Source organism: Halobacillus karajensis (assembly GCF_900108515.1).
GTDB classification, from domain to species: Bacteria; Bacillota; Bacilli; order Bacillales; family Halobacillaceae; genus Halobacillus; species Halobacillus karajensis.
On the sequence record NZ_FNWW01000005.1, the window covers coordinates 116,897 to 137,942 of the forward strand.

A 21,046-nucleotide genomic window follows, 5' to 3' on the forward strand; every position below is an offset into this window, starting at 1 on the left:
GGGTGGTCTTTTTATGAAGGTAATGGTTGTCGGGCAAGGTGGTCGTGAGCACAGCCTTGTTCAAAAATTTGCCGAAAGTGCCAATGTTGATCAAATTTTTGCTGTCCCGGGAAATGCAGGGATGCGGGCGTTGGCTGAATGTGTGGACATCGATGTGCAGGATCATGCCGCCTTGATAGCTTTTGCCAGGCAAAAAGAAGTGGACCTGACCTTGGTTGGTCCGGAAAATCCGCTCATTGCAGGAATGGTAGACAATTTTCAGGAGGCAGGCCTCCGTGTGTTTGGGCCAACAAAGGATGCTGCCTTCATTGAAGGGAGTAAGCATTTCGCCAAACAAATCATGAAGAAATACGATATTCCAACAGCATCGTACCATGGTTTTACTGATTTAGAAGAAGCGAAATCTTACATTGAAGAAAAAGGGGCTCCAATCGTTGTAAAAGCCGATGGACTTGCTGCTGGTAAAGGCGTCGTGGTAGCAGAAACGGTTGAGGAAGCTCTTGCTGCAGCTGAGGAAATGCTGGAACATGGTCAGTTCGGGGAGGCAAGCCAGGAGATCGTTGTAGAGGAGTTCCTGGAAGGAGAAGAATTTTCTCTCATGGCCTTTGTGAACGGCCCAAATGTCTATCCGATGCTTCCAGCGAAAGACCATAAGCGGGCGTTTGATGGTGACAAAGGTCCGAACACAGGAGGGATGGGAGCTTTTGCTCCCGTTCCTGACTTGAGGGGTTCTTCTTTTTCATATGCGCTAGAATCAATAGTCAAACCCATAGCGGAAGCGATGGTGGAAGAAAATCGATCATTTACAGGAATTTTATATGCAGGGTTAATTGAAACAGTGGAAGGGCCAAAGGTCATCGAATTCAATGCACGTTTCGGAGATCCAGAGACGCAAGTGGTCCTGCCATTACTGAAAAATGACCTCGATCAAGTGATTATAGATGTGTTAGATGGAAAAGACCCTGAACTTCAATGGTCGGAGGAAGTATGCGCTGGAGTGGTTGTTGCTTCGGAAGGGTATCCAGGAGCTTATGAAAAGGGGCACCCACTGCCGGAACTGGGTGGCGAAGAACATGGGTTTATAGTTCATGCGGGTATAGATATTGACCAGGGACGTTTTGTATCCAGTGGCGGCCGCGTACTTTTAGCAGGAAGCACAGGAAAGGATTTGGCGCAAGCACTGGACTTGACGTATCGTTCTTTGCGTTCCTTCGATGGTCTGGATAACTTTTTCTATCGTAAAGATATCGGACGTCCATCCATCCCTTTTTCGACGGTTCGGTCTGACGTAAAATAAGCTGGTGACGGTAACAGAAAAATTTAGAGAGAGCAGGGAATCCCTGCTCTCTTTTTAGTTATAAAATGATAGTCACGGCACTCCTCGCTGTTGAAAAACGGGGAGGGTGAAGCTTTCGTTCTTTTATCAGCCGTACATTTTTTTAATTTATCAGTGGAATAAGATAAGCATCGGTAGGAACAGACCATTCACCTCCACTATGGCATGTGGTTCCTATTTTTCAAGCTGAATTTCCTGCTGCCAGCTTTGTTCGATGCCATCTTTCTCTGTGGACCATTCATCATAGACGGCTTTTAGTGGACAGTAGCGAACGATTCCTTCTGCGACCTTCATTGCAGATAAGCCGATTAGGAGCGGATGAAGAGAGTCTGATTCTCTCCGTGCACCGCGAATCGTTATATACGTTAACATACTTAGACCGCAAGTAATGCGTATCATACTGTTGATGGTATCAATATTCTGTTTCATAGGGTTCCTCCTTACCAGAATGGAATAACCTGTGTTACGATAGAACATAATGAACTGAGGGAGGGACGCTCCATGAACGAAACACGCTTTCGTTGGCGGAATCGTCAGCTTCGCGAGCATGCAGCTGTCATCGATGGGAAAACAGCGCCGACGAAACTTATAAAAAATACAACCTATTTAAATGTTTACATGAAGAAATGGATGGATGGCCACATCTGGCTATATCATGATCGCATCATATATACAGGTAAAGAGCTACCTTCCAATACAGAGGGTACGGAAATCATTGATGGCAGGGATAGTTATATTGTCCCGGGCTATGTTGAACCCCATGCTCACCCATTTCAGTTATATAATCCCCAGAGCTTTGCGGAATATGCGGCAGAGACAGGGACAACTACGCTCGTTAATGATAATTTAATGTGGCTTTTTTTAACGGAAAAGGAGAAAGCGTTTTCATTACTTGAAGAATTTATGAAATTACCGGCAACGATGTACTGGTGGGCGCGGTTCGACCCACAGTCTGTCCTTCGTGATGAGGACCGTTATGCATTCGACTCACAAGTTCCAGACTGGATTGCCCACGATGCAGTGATCCAGGGGGGGGAATTGACGGCCTGGCCGGATGTCTTACATCATGGGGATGAACAGCTTCTTCATTTTATGCAGGAGACGAAGCGGTCTCGAAAACCCCTGGAGGCCCACTTGCCGGGAGCATCCGAACAAACACTTGTCAAAATGCGTTTGCTTGGAATGGATTCCGAACATGAGGCGATGACTGCTGAGGATGTTTTGAAACGCTTGGAAATCGGTTATCAGACAGGATTGAGGTACTCTTCCATCCGCCCGGACCTTCCGGACATTCTAAGCGGTCTTGTCGAGCAAGGTCAAGAACACTTTGATCACATGATGTACACTACGGATGGATCGACCCCTGGATTTTATCGTGAAGGACTGATCAATCCGTGTATTCAAATCGCCATTGATGCCGGTGTGCCGGCAGTTGATGCCTATATGATGGCAACTTATCAACCAGCCTGCCATTTCGGGGTCCAACACCGTGTTGGCAGTCTGAACGCTGGACGTGTGGCTCATCTTAACTTTTTATCAGATCCTGAGGACCCGAATCCTCATTCTGTAATAGCAAAAGGGAAATGGATGAAACGTGGAGGCAAGGTTTTAAGGGAAGATACATCGATTCAATGGAAAAAGAATGGGATTAAGCCACTCAATATCGATTGGACATTAACGGAAGCAGACATGCAGTTTTCGATGCCGATTGGGCTGGATATGGTGAATGATGTGATTATGAAGCCTTATGCGATTGATACCGATGTATCACCAGAACGCCTGAATGATGACAGTAAAGAATCATTTCTTATGCTGCTGGACCGTGAAGGAAAGTGGATGGTCAATACGTTACTGAAAGGATTTACACAGACTTTGGGTGCTCTTGCTAGCTCATACAGTAATACGGGAGATGTCATACTTACAGGAAAGTCACGTAAGGATATGAACAAGGCCTTTCAACGCATGAAGGAAATCGGCGGGGGGATCGTGCTCGTCAACGATGGAAATGTTCTTTTTGAACTGCCGCTGCCACTAGGAGGAGTGATGTCGGAACTACCGATGCCCGATCTCATAAAAGAAGAGGCAGTATTAAAACAGTACTTACGGGATTATGGCTTTTCCTTTAATGATCCTGTCTACACACTTCTTTTTCTTTCATCCATGCATCTGCCGTATATTCGGATAACACCGCTCGGTATTATGGATGTAAAGAAGAAAGAGGTACTCTTTCCTTCAATAATGCGTTAAAATAAGAGAGGGAATACAGTAAAGGAAGTGCTGTTATTGAGAAAGCTTACATTCTTCAGTTTACTCGCCGTTCTTTTTCTTGCCGCTTGCAATGAAGAAGCCGGTGCAACAAAACCTGAAGAAGCAGCAGGAGATGAACCAGCTGTCGAAGAAGATAGAGAGAAAGCGGAGAAAGAAGAAAAAGAAGTAGCGGAAGACAACGAAAAGCAGGACGAGGATACTGAATGGTATCCATTGACAGGGAAGGCGTCCACTGAACACACAGACCAGCGTGTGGTTTCTGTTATGGTTAACAATCATACAAAAGCAAGGCCTCAATCAGGGTTGAGTCAGGCCGATATCGTTTATGAAATACTAGCAGAAGGGCAGATCACCCGGTTCCTGGCTTTGTTTCATAGCCACATTCCTGATAAAATAGGTCCGGTGAGAAGTGCACGTCCGTATTTTTTTCAGATTGCCGATGGATATGATGCTTTGTATACGTACCACGGAGCTTCCGCGTCAATTAATCAAAAAGTGGCAAATAGTGGTGTCGATTATTTAGATGGGTCGGTGTACGACAACAACGGATGGCTGTTTCAGCGTTCATCTGACCGCCTCTCTCCACACAATTCTTACCTTTTGACAGATGGAATCAAACGTGCAGCAGAAAGTCAAGGGTATCAAGCGTCAGCAGAAGTGGAAGGTTTACCGTTTTCAGAAAAGGATGACTTCGTCGGGATTCCTATAGATGAAGTTCAGATTGCATATGGCAGTCGTACCCAGGTGAATTTTACTTATGATCCGGAAGACAAACAGTTTTTGCGGTCCAGTGATGGCGAACCGACTGTTGATCAGTTGAACGGTGAACGTGTAAGTGTCGAAAATGTGTGGATCATTGAAACCGATCACCGGGTGATTGATAATGCCGGTCGCCGCGACATTGATCTCACATCAGGCGGGAACGGCTACCTTTTACAAAAAGGTCAAATGAAAGAAGTAAAGTGGAAGAACGTCGACGGACGACTGCTTCCCTTTGAAAACGGAAGGCCGCTGGCATTTACGCCGGGGCAGACTTGGGTGAACATCATACCAGAAAATGCGGCTATTCAAACGGACTAAGGAGGGAAAGAAATGCAAATCGATAAACTGAGAGGAAAGACGCTTGATCAGCTGTTTGAAGCGATTTTATCCTTGCAAAATGTTGAAGAATGCTATGAATTCTTTGACGACTTGGCAACGATGAATGAAGTCCAGTCATTGGCGCAGCGCCTGGAAGTGGCGCGTATGTTGCGCGAAGGCTTCACATACCATAAGATTGAAACCGAGACAGGCGCATCAACTGCGACGATTTCTCGTGTGAAACGGTGCCTGAATTATGGAAACGATGCCTATACGAAAGCGCTCGACCGAGTACAAGCGAAAGAAATAGAATGATTGAATGTTAGACTGCGGCATAAGTTGTGCGCAGTCTTTTTTGGTTGCCTAAGAGAAAATATTTGGCGGTATGCAGGTAGAGTCGGCAAGTTTATGAAGCAGAGAGGGATTCATCCGTTGGCTTGGATTCTAAATGATTAAGGACAGGCATAGATTAGTACTAATGGAAGGGGACCTGTCCGATGAAAACGATGGTGAAAAAAGGGAAGATGATTGTTCTCGGAAGTCTAATCCTTTCATTAGGTATCAACTTTTTTCTGATTCCGGATCACATCTTGGATGGGGGAATCATTGGTATCGGAATGATCGTTAATTACATATGGGGACTTAAAGTCGGTTTTACAATCATCTGCTTAAGTATCCCGATTTTCACACTGGCCTGGTTCTTTTATCGTCCTTATTTCTATAATAGTTTGCATGGGTTATTGATCTCATCCTTATCGATAGATGTGCTTCAGGGCTTGCGCGCGCATCATTTGCCCCTTGAGCCTGCCGTCAGTTCAATCATTGGCGGCGCGTTAGTCGGGGGAGGGATTGGATTAATGCTTCGTGTGCACACAAGCACAGGAGGAACAGATTTGCTTGCCCAAATGATAGCAGACTGGTGCAAAGTGAATGTTGGTTTTATTATTCTTGCGATGGATGCTATTGTCATAGGAGCAAGCGGGTATTTATTTTCATTAGAAACGTTGCTGCTTTCTGCCATTACGATCTTAAGTGTGGGACTTGTCACCATGACATTCACATCCTCCCGCCTTTTACCTGAAACCTCTTCCTAACTCGAAAGCCACTTCTCTCCATGAACGGAGAGAAGTGGCTTTCGCTTTTTTATCTGTTTATGGTGTCTATGGTGTGTTTATCGGACCAGGTCATACAGTATTTCCCAAATGTGAAATACTTAAAGGAGCAGGGGTTGGGGAGGTTCCATATTATGGTGTACCAGGTTATCCAGTAAATTCCAAATAAGTCATGGAATTATCAATGGGGAACTCTCAACCCAGCGGTGAAAATTTGCTATAATAGGTAGATGGATAATTGTTGTTTTGGAGGACGGAAATGTACAATATAAGCGAGTGGGATCATGTATTCAAGCTTGATCCAAATAAGATGATCACAGATACTGACTTACAAAGAGTATGCACGTCGGGAACGGATGCTGTTATTGTCGGTGGAACGGATGGGGTGACTTTCGAGAACGTTACAGAATTACAAGAACGCCTCGAATCGTTTGATGCGGTGTGTGTGCTTGAGGTTTCAGATCTTGAAGCCATTGCCCCCGGTTTCGATGCCTATTTTATTCCCCTGGTGATGAACAGTAATCATAAGAAATGGATGATGGATGTTCAACATCAGGCGATCAAAGAATATGGAGATGTTATTAACTGGAAGGACATGCTCACAGAAGGCTACTGTGTTTTAAACCCGGAGGCGAAGGTTTTTCAAAGGACAGATTGCTCGCTGCCCGATAAACATGATGTGCTAGCCTATGCTCAGATGGCTGAACATATTTTCCGTCTACCTGTTTTTTATATGGAATACAGTGGTACCTTTGGCGACCGCGGTCTTATAAAAGAGGTGGCCAAGCAATTAGAAGAAACAACACTCGTCTACGGTGGTGGCATTCGGTCGGAGGAACAGGCCGAAGAAATGGCTGAACTTGCAGATGTTATCGTTGTAGGGGATGTAATTTATGATAACCTAGAGGTTGCTCTCAAAACGGTTAAAGCCGTTAAATCAACGAAGATGAAGGATGGTGGACCCTCATGACACAGGCATTGAACACTTTAATTCAAGGCTTAAATAAAGAACAACGAGAAGCGGTAACCCACACCGAAGGCCCGCTGCTCATCATGGCAGGTGCTGGAAGTGGTAAAACACGTGTGTTGACACACCGGATCGCCTATTTACTTAGTGAAAAAGATGTAGCTCCCCGTAATATATTAGCAATTACGTTTACAAATAAAGCAGCACGCGAAATGAAAGAACGTGTCGAATCGCTTGTCGGAAAAGATGGTGAAAAAATATGGATGTCGACGTTCCACTCGATGTGTGTACGTATTTTAAGACGGGACATCGACCGGATCGGCTATGATCGGAATTTTTCCATTCTGGATTCCAGCGACCAGCTTTCTGTCATTAAACAGGTGCTGAAGGAAATCAATCTGGACCCTAAAAAATGGGATCCCCGAGCTATGCTTGGAGCTATTAGTAATTCAAAGAATGAACTGATGACTGCCGAGGATTACGCCAAACAAGCGGGCAATATGCACGAAGAGCAAATTGCCGAAATTTATAAAGGCTACCAAAAGAAACTACGTAAAAACCAGTCCCTTGATTTTGACGACCTGATCATGCAGACCCTTAGACTTTTTGACGAAGTGCCGGAAGTCCTTGAATACTATCAGCGTCGTTTTCAATACATTCATGTCGACGAGTATCAAGACACGAACCATGCTCAATACCAGCTTGTTAAACACCTGGCCAGCCGTTACCAGAACCTTTGTGTCGTTGGTGACTCAGACCAGTCGATTTACGCATGGCGTGGAGCCGATATACAAAACATCCTGAACTTTGAAAATGACTATCCAAATGCTCGTACCATTTTACTTGAACAAAATTACCGCTCGACGGAATTGATCTTGAACGCAGCAAACAAAGTCATTGATAACAATAGCGGTCGTAAGCCCAAACATCTATGGACCGATAATAAAGGTGGAGAAAAAATCCACTACCATCAAGCAGGCACAGAACGTGAGGAAGGTCTTTATGTCACAGATAAAATTGAAGACCTCATCCGTCAAGGGAAATTCCGTTATCAGGATGTCGCCATTCTTTACCGGACCAATGCACAATCTCGTACGATTGAGGAAACTTTCGTCAAAGCAGGTATTCCATATCAAATGATTGGTGGCACCAAGTTCTATGATCGAAAAGAAATCAAGGACATGCTTGCTTATCTTCGTCTGATTGCGAACCCAAACGATGATTTAAGCTTTCAACGTGTCGTCAATGAACCAAAACGCGGGGTAGGAAAAACGAGTATGGATAAAATGGTTGCCTATGCGGCGAATCATGATATCTCTCTCTATGAAGCAGCAGCCGAAGTGGATTTTGTTGGTGTGAGTGCAAAAGCAGCCAAAGCCATTATGAGCTTCCGTAAGATGATCCAGAATTGGTGTGACCAGCAGGAATTTCTTTCCGCGACGGATATGGTTCAAGAAGTCATCGATAAAACCGGCTATGAAGAAATGTTGAGAAATGAGAAAAGTATTGAGGCTCAAAGCCGCCTGGAAAACATCGAAGAATTCAAGTCTGTAACGAAAAACTTTGAAGAGAATGCGGAAGATAAGACGCTGGTAGCTTTCTTAACGGACCTAGCCCTGATTGCGGATATTGATTCAATGAACGAGGACCCTAGTAGTGACGATACTGTAACTTTGATGACCCTTCACTCGGCCAAAGGGCTCGAATTCCCTGTTGTATTTTTGATTGGAATGGAGGAAAATGTTTTTCCACATAGCAGGGCCCTGATGGATGAGGAAGAAATGGAAGAGGAACGTCGTCTTGCCTATGTTGGGATTACACGTGCCGAGAAAGAATTATTTATTTCCCACGCAAAAATGCGGACGTTATATGGTCGGACCAACATGAACCCGATCAGCCGTTTCATTAATGAAATTCCTGATGATCTAGTTGAAGGGAAAGAACAAAAAGAAGAATTGCCGTTTTTCAATAAAAAACGTGAAAGCACACCATTTGGTACAAAAACGCAACCAATGGAGGCACCCAAGAAGCGAGCCTCTAAAAAACCGGAGAAAAAAGGATCGACCGGTGGAGAGAAGATCCTTTGGCAGGCTGGTGATAAAGCCAAGCATAAGAAGTGGGGCGAAGGAACGGTCGTTAAAGTTCAAGGAGAAGGGGACGCAATGGAATTGGATATTGCCTTTCCTGCGCCAACAGGTATTAAGCGCCTTCTTGCCCGTTTTGCTCCGATTACGAAAGCGTAAGGAAGTGGATGGATATGAACGCAACTGAAGCGCAACAACAAATGGAAATATTAAAGGAACAACTTGAACAATACAGCTATGAGTACCATACGCTGGATGATCCGAGTGTTTCGGATTATGAATATGACAAGAAAATGCAGCAATTGATAAAGCTTGAAGAAGAATTCCCGGACTTACAGACGCCGGATTCCCCTACTCAAAGGGTCGGCGGCAAGCCTCTCGACGCCTTTGAGAAAGTGCAGCACGATATTCCGATGCTCAGTTTAGGTAATGCATTTAACGATGAAGAATTGCGCGATTTTGATCGACGGGTCAAAAACGGCACAGACGCAGAAGTCAATTATGTGTGTGAACTGAAAATTGACGGTCTTGCTGTTTCACTTAAATATGAAGATGGCGTATTCGTTCGCGGCGCTACACGAGGGGATGGTACTACAGGTGAAGACATTACCAAAAATTTGCGCACGATCCGCAATATACCGCTCCGGTTGAAGGAACCGGTGACAATAGAAGTCCGCGGCGAAGCGTACATGCCGAAGAAGTCGTTTCTCGCTTTGAATGAAGCAAAAGAAGCGAATGGAGACGAACCGTTCGCTAACCCGCGTAATGCGGCAGCGGGTTCATTGCGACAATTAGATCCTAAGATCGCAGCCAAGCGTAATTTGGATATTTTCTTATATGGTATTGGTCTTTGGGAAAATGATCCCTCAGGCACACATAGTGAACGTCTTAAGAAAATGAACGATCTTGGGTTGAAAACCAACCCGGAGTGGAAAAAGTGTAACAATATTGAAGAAGTCATCGACTATGTAAATGGATGGGTAGAACACCGTGCGGATCTGGACTACGAAATAGATGGCATCGTTATTAAAGTGGATAGCTTGGACCAGCAGGAAGACCTTGGGTTTACGGCTAAGAGCCCTCGCTGGGCTACCGCCTATAAATTCCCAGCCGAAGAAGCCATTACAAGGCTTGAGAATATTGAACTTAGCGTAGGACGGACAGGTGCTGTCACACCAACGGCAATTCTTGACCCTGTGAAAGTGGCTGGTACAACCGTGCAACGAGCTTCCTTGCACAATGAAGATCTTATTATTGAAAAAGATATCCGTATAGGTGACACGGTTGTCATTAAAAAAGCAGGAGATATTATCCCGGAAGTAGTCCGTGTTGTTGAAGATCAACGAACAGGTGAAGAAGATCCTTATCGTATGCCGGAAGAGTGTCCGGAATGTGGCAGCAAGCTCGTTCGTTTAGATGAAGAAGTAGCCTTGCGTTGCATCAACCCCAACTGCCCTGCTCAGCTGCGTGAAGGTTTGATTCATTTCGTCTCTAGAAATGCCATGGATATTGAAGGTCTCGGGGAAAAGGTGATTGCTCAGCTTTTCCAAGAAAACTTGATCCATAACATTGCCGACTTGTACAAGCTTGATCGTGAGGAATTGCTTCAACTTGACCGTATGGGGGAAAAGTCAGTAGAGAATCTTTTGAAGGCGATTGAAGCATCAAAAGAAAACTCTCTAGAGCGCCTGCTCTTTGGTCTTGGCGTCCGTTACGTCGGATCAAAAGCAGCAAGCACCCTCGCTCGTCATTTCGAACATATGGATGCGCTTATAGAGTCCGATGCCGCCGCCCTTGAATCTATACCTGAAATAGGAAGCAAAATGGCCGAGTCCATTGCCAGCTACTTTGAAAAAGAGCAGGTCATACAATTATTGGAAGAACTAAAGGGACTCGGATTGAACATGGAGTACAAGGGTGCAAAGAAGAGTGACCTGCCGGTGGACTCTCCGTTTATGGATAAAACAATTGTTCTTACAGGGGCAATGGAGCATTTCAGTCGCTCAAAAGCGAAGAAGATTGTCGAAGATCTTGGGGGGAAAGTGACAGGCAGTGTCAGTAAGAAAACCGATCTCCTCATAGCAGGAGAAGAGGCCGGTTCAAAATATACAAAAGCAGCGGAGTTGGGTATTGAAATTTGGGACGAAGAGCAGTTTAGAAACGCTCTATCCTGATTGTCCCATCCGTAAGTGGCTATACAAGGTGAATCGGAGTGCCTCCTCTAAAGAGGTGCTTCGGCTGATCTTTTAAGGGAGTGGAGAGCATGAGGAAGATGCACGCACTGTTAATAAGTTCGCTGCTCGTTGTAAGCGCGTGTACCCCTGTTTTTGACAACAGAGATGAAGTCATTCAGGAAACTAAGGATGAAAATAATAATCAGTCCGCCATCATCCCCAATTACAACATGTCAGAACAGGATTATCGGATGATCTTGACGGAAGATAGTCCAAAGGTTTCGACAGCACGAGCAGTAACTACCAACCAGATGGGAAACCGAATGGATATTGATGAATTTGAACGGGGACTTCGCCGCCATTCAAAGGATTACTTTTCTCCTGAGAATTATTTTTTTCAACCAGGTCAGTACTTGGAAGAAGATACTCTTCTTAACTGGTTGGGAAGAGAGAGTTCAGAGAATGAAAACGGCTTGAATCCAGAATTGAATGAAGACGAAGCGACTGAGGAAGAATTTCGGGATAGGCCTCGCTATATCTCGAATATTATCGAACAGGATTACTTAGCCAAAACAGATGAAAACAAAGTGGAATTAAGTGGAGTTACGATCGGAATCTCATTAAGAACCGTTTATAATTTCACAGCAGAAGGTGAGAGTCATTCAGAAGACCATTCGACAGAAGAACTTTTACAAAAAGGGAAAGAGTACGCCAATGAAATACTGGAGCGTATCCGTAAGCGTGAAGAACTGAATGATGTGCCTGTGGTTTTTGCTCTTTATGAGGAGGAAGAATCGAGCTCGAAAATACCAGGTAAATTTCTAAGTAAAGGCTTTGTTAAAGGGTCTGATAAAACGGTTAACAGCTGGGAGAATATCGATGAAAAACATGTTCTTTTCCCATCGGATGAAGCTAACGAGGACCACTTTGATGATGCCCAGATTTTCTCTGATTTCAGAAAAGAAGTCTCAGACTACTTCCCTAATTTTGTAGGGATGATTGCGAACGGCTTTTATGTAAATGGGGAAATGCGGGAAGTGTCCATCGAAATCCCGATTCAATTCCAATCTGAATCAGAAGTCGTTGGCTTCACCCAGTATGTGTACAGTCTAGTGAACGAAATGTTCGCTGATCACTATAATATCCAAGTGAATATTCATAGTATGGATGAACCAGAAAGCTTAATTGTCAAAAAAGCTGGAGAGAAAGAACCATTTGTTCACGTCTACCAATAAAAAGAAAACCCGTCTGAATATGATTCAGGCGGGTTTTCTTTTTGCTGGGTGACCAAAATGGAATATATTGTAACACCTGGTACGCCAAATTTTGTATGACCAACAGACGGCAACAGACAACCAAACACGGTTTACAGACATTCGCTCTATATTATGGAAGAAACAAGTTATCATTATTCGACAAATTTTGAGGGATATAGAGAAAATTAAATAATGGGCGACTTATTTTTCGCTCAGTGGGATATAGTTGGATATTCAGCCTTAAATCGGACTAAATGGTTTGAACTAGATTCATAGTTACGATAGAATAGTTCTGGAAGCGTTTAATGTTTAAATTTTCTAACTATTAGTCAGCGTCACTCATTTACTTTCAAGGAGGCGGTTTTTCATGGTGGTCCCTTACAAACATGAACCATTTACTGATTTTACAGTAGAAGAAAATCGGAAAGCTTTAGAATCTGCAATTAGTCAGGTCGAAGCGGACCTTGGAAAAGAGTATCCCCTGATTATCGGTGGGGAGCGGATTATGACAGACGAGAAAATAGAAGTCGTTAACCCTGCGAACAAAAATGAAGTCATCGGTCATGTGTCGAAAGCTAACCAGGATTTGGCTGAAAAAGCTCATCAGGTGGCTGATGAAACTTTTGAGTGGTGGCGTAAAACGAAAGCCCAATTCCGTGCAGACATTCTATTCCGTGCTGCAGCGATTGTACGCCGTCGTAAGCACGAATTCACGGCTCATCTTGTCAAAGAAGGTGGGAAGCCGTGGAAAGAAGCAGATGCAGATACAGCTGAAGCCATCGACTTTTTGGAGTATTATGGGCGACAAATGCTCGAAATTGATAAAGGGGTGGAGATTAATTCCCGTCCTATTGAAAATAACAGGTTCCACTACATCCCTCTAGGTGTTGGAGTCGTCATTTCCCCGTGGAACTTCCTTTTTGCCATCATGTGTGGTACGACGGTTGCAGCCATGGTTTCCGGAAACACCGTTCTTCTGAAACCAGCGAGTGCAACCCCGATTATCGCTTATAAAATGATGGAAGTACTAGAAGAGGCGGGGCTTCCAAAAGGGGTCATCAATTATATCCCGGGAAGCGGAAAAGAGGTAGGCGACTACCTTGTTGATCATCCGCGTACTCGTTTTATTAGTTTTACAGGGTCACGTGAAGTCGGTACCCGTTTATTTGAACGTGCAGCGAAAGTACACGATGGTCAGCGGTGGCTGAAGCGTACGATTATTGAGATGGGTGGGAAAGATACGATTGTCGTAGACAGCGATTCTGATTTGGAACTAGCTGCAGATGCGATCACTTACTCCGCGTTTGGATTCTCAGGCCAAAAGTGTTCCGCATGTTCTCGTGTGGTAGCCCATAAAGATGTGTATGATGAATTGCTGGAACGTGTCGTCAAGAAGACGAAGGAGCACGTAAACTATGGAGACCCTACAGACAATAGCAACTACATGGGACCAGTGATCGATCAGGGCGCTTACGATAAAATTATGGATTATATCCAAATCGGAAAAAAGGAAGGCAAATTGATGACCGGAGGTAAAGGGGATGACAGCAAAGGCTGGTTCATCGCACCGACGATTTTTGCAGATCTTGATCCAGAGGCACGGCTTATGCAGGAGGAAATTTTTGGCCCTGTTGTCGGCTTTACAAAAGCGGAATCATTTGATGAAGCGATTGCTATTGCCAACAATACTGAATACGGCCTGACAGGTGCGGTGATTTCCAATAATCGTGAACACATTGAGAAAGCTCGCGAAGACTTTCATGTTGGAAACCTATACTTTAACCGCGGATGTACGGCCGCAATTGTCGGTTATCATCCGTTTGGTGGATTTAATATGTCAGGAACAGACTCTAAAGCGGGAGGCCCAGATTATTTAATTCATCATATGCAAGGAAAAACAACATCGGAAATGTTGTAAAGGGAAATACCAAAAAATCCTTTGTCCACTGGAAAGTGGATAGGGATTTTTTTGTGAGAACAGAACATACTATCTAGGTAAGAAAAAGAAGCGATATCCCCCATTCTTTAAAAGGATAAAAAATTTGTTAAAATAAATTTTGTGAATGTTTATCATAAAAAGGACATATATATGTATTTTTATACTATTTTAGTGAATAATAATTCAAATATCAATAATTTATGCAATTTTTGCAATGTTCATTCAAAGGTTATATGATATAGTTGTACCTGTATTTGGTTTTTTAAAGTCTTTGAGACTTAAGAACCATGCGTCGGTGCGTTTGTATAGGATTGTATAAAACAATATTCGGGAGGTGGAAACGTGTTTGAACTAGCTACTGCAACATCAGCATCCATCGCTGGAGCAACATGGTTCTGGTTATTTGTACCAATGCCAATATTAATCATTCTATCTATCATTTCACTATTCACTGAGAGGAGCGAATAACAAAACATGAGTACTGCAACTTTAATAACGTTTATCGTTTATTTAATTGGTATGCTGGGGATCGGTTTTGCAGCATATCGTCTAACAAGTGATTTATCTGATTATGTCTTAGGTGGTCGTCGTTTAGGGCCAGGAGTAGCCGCACTATCAGCCGGGGCATCCGACATGAGTGGTTGGTTGCTGTTAGGTTTACCAGGTGCTATTTACGCCTCAGGTTTATCTGAAGCATGGATCGGTGTGGGTCTCGCGATTGGTGCTTACTTAAATTGGCAGTTTGTTGCCCGCAGACTTCGTGTGTTTACGGAGATTGCAAATGACTCGATTACTGTTCCTGACTATCTTGAGAACCGCTTCCGTGATCACTCCCACGTATTACGTGTCATCTCTGCAGCTGTCATCCTTTTATTCTTTACCTTCTATACATCTTCCGGTATGGTCGCCGGTGCGAAGCTGTTTGAAGCTTCCTTTGCACTAAGCTACAATCAAGCCCTATGGTTAGGTGCAATTGTTACCATTTCCTATACATTCCTAGGTGGTTTCCTAGCTGTAAGTTGGACAGACTTTGTTCAAGGTATTTTAATGTTCTTAGCGTTGATCGCTGTTCCTATCGTTGCTGTTTCTGAACTTGGAGGATGGAATGCAGCAAAAGATGCTGTAGCTCAAATCGACCCAGCTCACTTGAACATGGTTCAAGGCGTTGGAGCCCTTGCGATTATTTCTTCTCTTGCATGGGGGCTTGGTTATTTCGGTCAGCCGCATATTCTTGTACGTTTTATGGCCCTTAGGTCTCCTAAAGACGTACCGAGAGCTCGTTTAATTGGTGTCGGCTGGATGGTTCTAGGTCTATATGGTGCTATTTTCACTGGTTTATTCGGTCTTGCATACATCAACACTGCAGATGTAGCGGATTTAGCAACCTTTAACGCAGAAGTCATTACAGAGGGCGGCGTCCAAATGCTTGCCGACTCAGAGAAGATTTTCATTACATTCTCCCAGATTCTGTTCCACCCGGTTATTGCAGGGATTTTGCTGGCAGCCATTCTATCTGCCATCATGAGTACCATTGACTCTCAATTGCTTGTATCTTCTTCTGCGCTAGCAGAGGACTTCTACAAAGCATTGTTCCGTAAGAATGCAACCGAAAAAGAATTGGTATGGGTTGGTCGTTTTGCAGTTGCTGCTATCGCCTTGATTGCCGTACTTCTTGCAGGAAACCCAGACAGTACAGTTCTTGGTCTTGTATCTTACGCTTGGGCTGGTTTCGGTGCCGCATTTGGTCCTGTAATCATCTTGTCCCTATTCTGGAAAGGCATCACTCGTAATGGTGCACTTGCCGGTATTATCGTCGGTGCGGTTACCGTCGTTGTATGGGGAGATTTCTTGAGTGGTGGATTCTTCGACCTTTATGAAATTGTCCCTGGTTTCGTGTTAGGTGGACTTGTTGCTATTCTTGTCAGTCTTGCTGGTCAGCCACCGAAAGATATTGCTGAAGAGTTCGATAAAGCTTCTAAATTATAATACGAAGTTTGAAAAATCCCGGACATTAATGTCCGGGATTTTTTGTTTGAGAAATTATTAAATTCAATGATTGAAGGATTCTAATTGAAGCGGACTGCATCAAGCATAAGGCTGTTCACTTGGGCTTTCAGTATCTTATCTGAGACACAAAACATCAAGGCATCTTGACATTTATAAAAAGAATCCTATCCAACAATCGAACCAGCTTTTTTCTCATTAAATAGAAACCAATAAATGTGTGTGTTTCCTGATAAGACAGCGGACCACTGATATGTTAAGATAAGAAAGGTGTGCAACGTACGTTGAAAATGGATTCAGATATTTGGTATGATCATATATTATGTGAGATCGAAATGGAGGTCGCATTATGTCCAGAATTAGCAAAGAGGAAGTGAAGCACGTCGCAAATCTTGCGCGTCTTGCTATCACGGAAGAAGAAGCAACGACATTCACAAAGCAGCTTGATGACATCATCACGTATGCGGAGCAGCTGAATGAATTAGATACAACGGGTATTGAGCCTACTACGCATGTTCTTGATTTGAAAAATGTTATGCGTAAGGACGAGCCGAAGAAATGGATTTCGCAAGAGGATGCACTGCAAAATGCACCGGATAAGCAGGATGGGCAATTCAAAGTGCCATCCGTATTGGAATAAGGAGGTTCGACGATGTCTTTATTTGACTATACATTACGTGAGCTTCAAGAGAAGCTACATAACAAAGAGATCTCTGTCACGGATCTTGTAGAAGAATCGTACAAGCGAATTGAAGAAGTGGATGAAGAAGTGCAGGCTTTTCTTACGTTGAACAAGGAAGCAGCGAAAAAACAAGCCGTTGAACTAGATCAGGAACGTGGCAATGCCGATGCCAATTTGTTCGGGCTCCCGATCGGTGTCAAAGACAATATTGTAACAAAAGGTCTGCGTACGACAGCGGGAAGTCAATTTCTCTCCAATTTTGAAGATCCGCTTTACGATGCGACAGTTGTAAACAAATTAAATGAGGCCAAAGCAGTGACGATTGGTAAATTGAATATGGATGAATTCGCAATGGGTTCTTCCAACGAAAATTCCAGCTACGTAGCAGCACGAAACCCGTGGAATACGGATTATGTTCCAGGAGGGTCCAGTGGTGGTTCTGCAGCCGCAGTAGCAGCTGGGGAAGTTCCTTACTCTCTTGGGTCCGATACAGGGGGGTCAATACGTCAACCAGCTGCGTACTGTGGTGTAGTCGGGTTAAAACCTACTTACGGCCGTGTTTCCCGTTTTGGTTTGATTGCGTTTGCGTCCTCATTAGACCAAATCGGACCGATTACTCGTAACGTCGAAGATAATGCCTTTTTACTTGAGACCATTTCCGGGCATGACCAAATGGATTCTACATCAGCAGATGTCGACGTACCGAAGTACACCGATTCTCTGACTGGTGATGTTCAAGGCATGAAGATTGCAGTGCCGAAAGAATATCTGGCTGAAGGTGTTTCTCCAGAAGTAAAAGAAGCGGTTCAGGCCGCGCTTACTCAATATGAAAAAATGGGGGCAACGTGGGAAGAAGTTTCTCTTCCTCACTCTAAATATGCCCTTTCCACATACTACTTACTTTCTTCTTCAGAAGCGTCATCAAACCTGGCCCGTTTTGATGGTGTTCGTTATGGAAAGCGCGCCGAAGATGCAGAAACAATGCTCGATATGTTCATGCGTTCTCGTGCTGAAGGGTTTGGTAATGAAGTGAAACGTCGGATTATGCTTGGAACTTTTGCATTAAGTTCAGGTTATTATGACGCTTACTATAAGAAAGCCCAGCAAGTACGTACATTGATTAAGAATGACTTTGAAAAAGTGTTCGAAGACTATGATGTCATTATCGGTCCAACAACACCGACACCTGCCTTTAAAGTAGGAGATAAAGTAGACGATCCTATGACGATGTATGCGAACGATATTCTAACCATTCCAGTAAACCTTGCAGGTGTACCAGGAATCTCCATTCCATGCGGGTTCTCTGGCGACGGCCTTCCAATCGGTCTGCAAATCATCGGAAAACATTTCGATGAAGCTACTGTCTATCGCGCTGCTCATGCCTTCGAACAAAAGACAGACTATCATAAACAACGCCCGTCCCTTGGAGGTGCGCGCTCATGAATTTTGAAACAATCATCGGACTTGAAGTCCACGTAGAACTAAAAACAGATTCTAAAATTTTCAGCCCTTCTCCGAATATGTTCGGGGATGATCCCAATACGAATGTCAACCCGATCGATCTCGGTTATCCAGGAGTTCTTCCGGTTCTAAACGAAGAAGCTGTTAACTTCGCTATGAAAGCAGCCATGGCACTGAACTGTGATATTGCGGAAGACACGAAGTTTGATCGTAAAAACTACTTCTATCCAGATAACCCGAAGGCTTATCAAATCTCTCAATTTGATAAGCCTATCGGTGAAAATGGATACATTGATATTGAAGTGGACGGGAAGAAAAAACGTATCGGTATTACTCGCCTGCATATGGAAGAAGATGCTGGAAAGCTGACACACAGTGATGACGGTTATTCTCTTGTCGATTTTAACCGTCAGGGGACACCGCTCGTAGAAATTGTATCTGAGCCGGATATCCGTTCACCAAAAGAGGCATACGCATACCTGGAAGCATTGAAGAATATCATCCAGTACACAGGTGTTTCTGATTGTAAGATGGAAGAAGGTTCACTAAGGTGTGATGCCAACCTTTCCATCCGCCCGATTGGCCAGGAAGAGTTTGGTACCAAAACAGAGCTTAAGAACTTAAACTCTTTCTCATTTGTTCAAAAAGGACTGGAATTTGAAGAAAAACGCCAGCAGAAAGAATTGCTTTCCGGTGGAGAAATTCTTCAAGAAACACGTCGTTATGATGAGCAGACGAAAGAAACGATTCTAATGCGTGTCAAAGAAGGTTCGGACGACTACCGTTACTTCCCAGAACCGGATCTTGTACCCTTACACATCGATGAAGCTTGGAAAGAGCGCATCAAAGCGCAGATTCCTGAGCTCCCAGACGCTCGTAAGAAGCGCTACATCGAAGAACTAAAGCTTCCTGTATACGATGCGATGGTTCTTACAAACAACAAAGAGCTTTCCGATTTCTTTGAAGAAACGATAGCTCAAAATGCTGACATTAAGCAGGCATCGAACTGGTTGATGGGTGAAGTTTCTGCCTATATGAACAAACACTATAAAGAACTTCATGAGTTAGCCCTTACACCAGAATCTCTTGCTAAGATGATCCAGTTAATTGAAGATGGCACCATTTCTTCCAAAATTGCGAAGAAAGTTTTCACCGAGCTTGTTGAAAACGGGGGCGATCCTGAGAAGATTATTAAAGAAAAAGGACTCGTTCAAATTTCTGATGAAGGCCAGCTGACGGAAATTGTTAGTACCATCATGGATAATAACCCTCAGTCTATCGAAGACTATAAGAACGGGAAAGATAAAGCTCTTGGTTTCCTAGTCGGTCAAGTAATGAAAGAAACAAAAGGACAAGCGAATCCACCGATGGTCAACAAGATCATACTTGCAGAAATGGACAAACGCTAAAAAGTCTCTCTAAAAATAGAGTCAGCGAAAGCACGCACAGAGGTGCGTGCTTTCGTATGGTTTAGGACATGTCGTCATATACTATAAAAATAGTTTGCAATTCCAGGAAAAAGCGCTATGATGTAGAATGGAACATGTTTGTAGAAAAAGGGGGTCATACACGATGAAACGTGCCCGAATTATATATAACCCGACCTCTGGAAGAGAAGTCATACGCAAGGTTCTCCCGGACATTTTGCAACGATTTGAACAGTCCGGTTACGAAACCTCCACCCATGCCACTACATGTGCTGGTGATGCGATCAAAGCAGCCGAATATGCCATTGATCGTGAATTCGATGTCGTTGTTGCGGCAGGGGGGGACGGAACCATTAATGAAGTCATTAACGGACTCGCCGAAAAGCCACACAAACCTAAAGTCGGCATTATTCCAGTCGGGACAACCAACGATTTTGCCCGTGCTTTACACATACCAAGAAATATTCATAAAGCTGTTGATGTTATTCTGGATGACTATAGTCATCCCCTTGATATCGGCCGTGTTAATGAGCAATATTTCATGAACATTGCTGGTGGCGGGAAAATTACTGAAATCTCCTATGAAGTCCCAAGCAAGCTGAAAACGATGATCGGTCAGCTGGCCTACTATTTGAAAGGCATCGAAATGCTCCCATCCATTCGTCCGACATTCGTTGAGATGGAATATGATGGGAAATGGTACGAAGGGGAGATTATGCTATTTCTCGTCAGTAATACCAACTCCGTCGGTGGCTTAGAGAAACTAGCCCCATCCGCAAGTATGGATGATGGACTTTTTGACCTGATGATCATTGAAAAGATGAACATCGCTGAATTCGTCCGGCTGGCAACACTCGCCATTCAGGGTAATCATCTTAACCATCCGAAATTCTTCCATACAACCGCAAGCCGGGTGAAAGTAAAGACAGATGAAAAGATGCAACTCAACATAGATGGAGAATATGGTGGATTATTGCCCGGGGAATTTGTCAATTTATACAGACATCTGGACTTTTTTGTACCAGAAGATAAATTCAAGGAAGAATAAAGGGGAGCGCTGCTGTTTATAGACAGTAGCGTTCTTTTTCTTCATTTATGAGGCAAGCTTGCTTGAAACATTTGATTTTCTTCGGCTGATTGCAGGTACCCGGAATGACTGGCCCTTCATAATAGTCGAAGCCATCACCAGCTGGTCGAGAATATAAGTCGAATGGGTTATGAGAAGAAAGCTCCCTTTTCTGCCCTGTTGTTCTTAC

Annotated in this window: 17 protein-coding genes; 16 read left to right on the forward strand and 1 reads right to left on the reverse strand. The window is 43.9% G+C overall.

All coding sequences use genetic code 11. From position 1 onward, the window contains the following. Positions 1-13: 13 nt before the first annotated feature. Positions 14-1,297 (forward strand): phosphoribosylamine--glycine ligase, encoded by a 1,284-nt coding sequence (gene purD, locus BLW54_RS11680; protein ID WP_035508340.1) that lies wholly within the window; start codon positions 14-16, stop codon positions 1,295-1,297. A gap of 213 nt (positions 1,298-1,510) precedes the next feature. Here purD and BLW54_RS11685 read toward each other — a convergent pair whose 3' ends face one another. After that, a complete protein-coding gene (locus BLW54_RS11685) occupies positions 1,511-1,765 on the reverse strand; it encodes a YgaP family membrane protein (protein WP_035508342.1) in 255 nt (84 codons plus the stop codon). Between the two features lie 72 nt (positions 1,766-1,837). Here BLW54_RS11685 and BLW54_RS11690 point away from each other — a divergent pair, with 72 nt between their 5' ends. The 15 genes from BLW54_RS11690 to BLW54_RS11755 all read left to right on the forward strand — a co-directional run bounded on the left by BLW54_RS11690 (position 1,838) and on the right by BLW54_RS11755 (position 20,838). Continuing rightward, entirely contained in the window at positions 1,838-3,583 is a 1,746-nt protein-coding gene (locus BLW54_RS11690) for an adenine deaminase C-terminal domain-containing protein (protein ID WP_074734829.1), read from the forward strand. A gap of 36 nt (positions 3,584-3,619) precedes the next feature. After that, positions 3,620-4,684, forward strand: a complete 1,065-nt coding sequence (locus tag BLW54_RS11695; protein ID WP_035508346.1) for a DUF3048 domain-containing protein — start codon at positions 3,620-3,622, stop codon at positions 4,682-4,684. Between the two features lie 12 nt (positions 4,685-4,696). Then, the gene (locus BLW54_RS11700; protein ID WP_035508348.1) at positions 4,697-4,999 is read left to right on the forward strand and encodes a YerC/YecD family TrpR-related protein; all 303 of its coding nucleotides are present in this window, start codon (positions 4,697-4,699) and stop codon (positions 4,997-4,999) included. Positions 5,000-5,190: 191 nt separating this feature from the next. Beyond that, the gene (locus BLW54_RS11705; protein WP_035508788.1) at positions 5,191-5,778 is read left to right on the forward strand and encodes a YitT family protein; all 588 of its coding nucleotides are present in this window, start codon (positions 5,191-5,193) and stop codon (positions 5,776-5,778) included. Positions 5,779-6,055: 277 nt separating this feature from the next. Beyond that, positions 6,056-6,766: a heptaprenylglyceryl phosphate synthase gene (gene pcrB, locus BLW54_RS11710; protein ID WP_074734832.1), complete on the forward strand. Its 711-nt coding sequence runs from the start codon at positions 6,056-6,058 to the stop codon at positions 6,764-6,766. Further along, positions 6,763-9,006, forward strand: a complete 2,244-nt coding sequence (gene pcrA, locus BLW54_RS11715) for a DNA helicase PcrA (RefSeq protein WP_035508351.1) — start codon at positions 6,763-6,765, stop codon at positions 9,004-9,006. The genes pcrB and pcrA overlap by 4 nt, the downstream gene beginning before the upstream one ends. A gap of 14 nt (positions 9,007-9,020) precedes the next feature. Continuing rightward, positions 9,021-11,021, forward strand: coding sequence for an NAD-dependent DNA ligase LigA (gene ligA, locus BLW54_RS11720; RefSeq protein WP_074734835.1), 2,001 nt, complete (start codon positions 9,021-9,023; stop codon positions 11,019-11,021). A gap of 89 nt (positions 11,022-11,110) precedes the next feature. Next, on the forward strand, positions 11,111-12,256 hold the full coding sequence (locus BLW54_RS11725; protein ID WP_035508356.1) for a CamS family sex pheromone protein: 1,146 nt from the start codon (positions 11,111-11,113) through the stop codon (positions 12,254-12,256). Positions 12,257-12,644: 388 nt separating this feature from the next. After that, positions 12,645-14,195, forward strand: coding sequence for an L-glutamate gamma-semialdehyde dehydrogenase (gene pruA / locus BLW54_RS11730; protein WP_074734838.1), 1,551 nt, complete (start codon positions 12,645-12,647; stop codon positions 14,193-14,195). A gap of 363 nt (positions 14,196-14,558) precedes the next feature. After that, positions 14,559-14,684: a hypothetical protein gene (locus BLW54_RS21190; RefSeq protein ID WP_262365321.1), complete on the forward strand. Its 126-nt coding sequence runs from the start codon at positions 14,559-14,561 to the stop codon at positions 14,682-14,684. 6 nt (positions 14,685-14,690) lie between these two features. After that, positions 14,691-16,202: a sodium/proline symporter PutP gene (putP, locus tag BLW54_RS11735; RefSeq protein ID WP_074734841.1), complete on the forward strand. Its 1,512-nt coding sequence runs from the start codon at positions 14,691-14,693 to the stop codon at positions 16,200-16,202. Between the two features lie 367 nt (positions 16,203-16,569). Then, positions 16,570-16,860: an Asp-tRNA(Asn)/Glu-tRNA(Gln) amidotransferase subunit GatC gene (gene gatC / locus BLW54_RS11740; RefSeq protein ID WP_035508360.1), complete on the forward strand. Its 291-nt coding sequence runs from the start codon at positions 16,570-16,572 to the stop codon at positions 16,858-16,860. A 12-nt stretch (positions 16,861-16,872) separates the two neighbouring features. After that, positions 16,873-18,345, forward strand: coding sequence for an Asp-tRNA(Asn)/Glu-tRNA(Gln) amidotransferase subunit GatA (gene gatA / locus BLW54_RS11745; protein ID WP_074734844.1), 1,473 nt, complete (start codon positions 16,873-16,875; stop codon positions 18,343-18,345). Then, positions 18,342-19,772, forward strand: coding sequence for an Asp-tRNA(Asn)/Glu-tRNA(Gln) amidotransferase subunit GatB (gene gatB, locus BLW54_RS11750; protein ID WP_074734847.1), 1,431 nt, complete (start codon positions 18,342-18,344; stop codon positions 19,770-19,772). The genes gatA and gatB overlap by 4 nt, the downstream gene beginning before the upstream one ends. A 163-nt stretch (positions 19,773-19,935) precedes the next feature. After that, positions 19,936-20,838 (forward strand): diacylglycerol kinase, encoded by a 903-nt coding sequence (locus BLW54_RS11755; RefSeq protein WP_074734849.1) that lies wholly within the window; start codon positions 19,936-19,938, stop codon positions 20,836-20,838. Positions 20,839-21,046 lie beyond the last annotated feature (208 nt).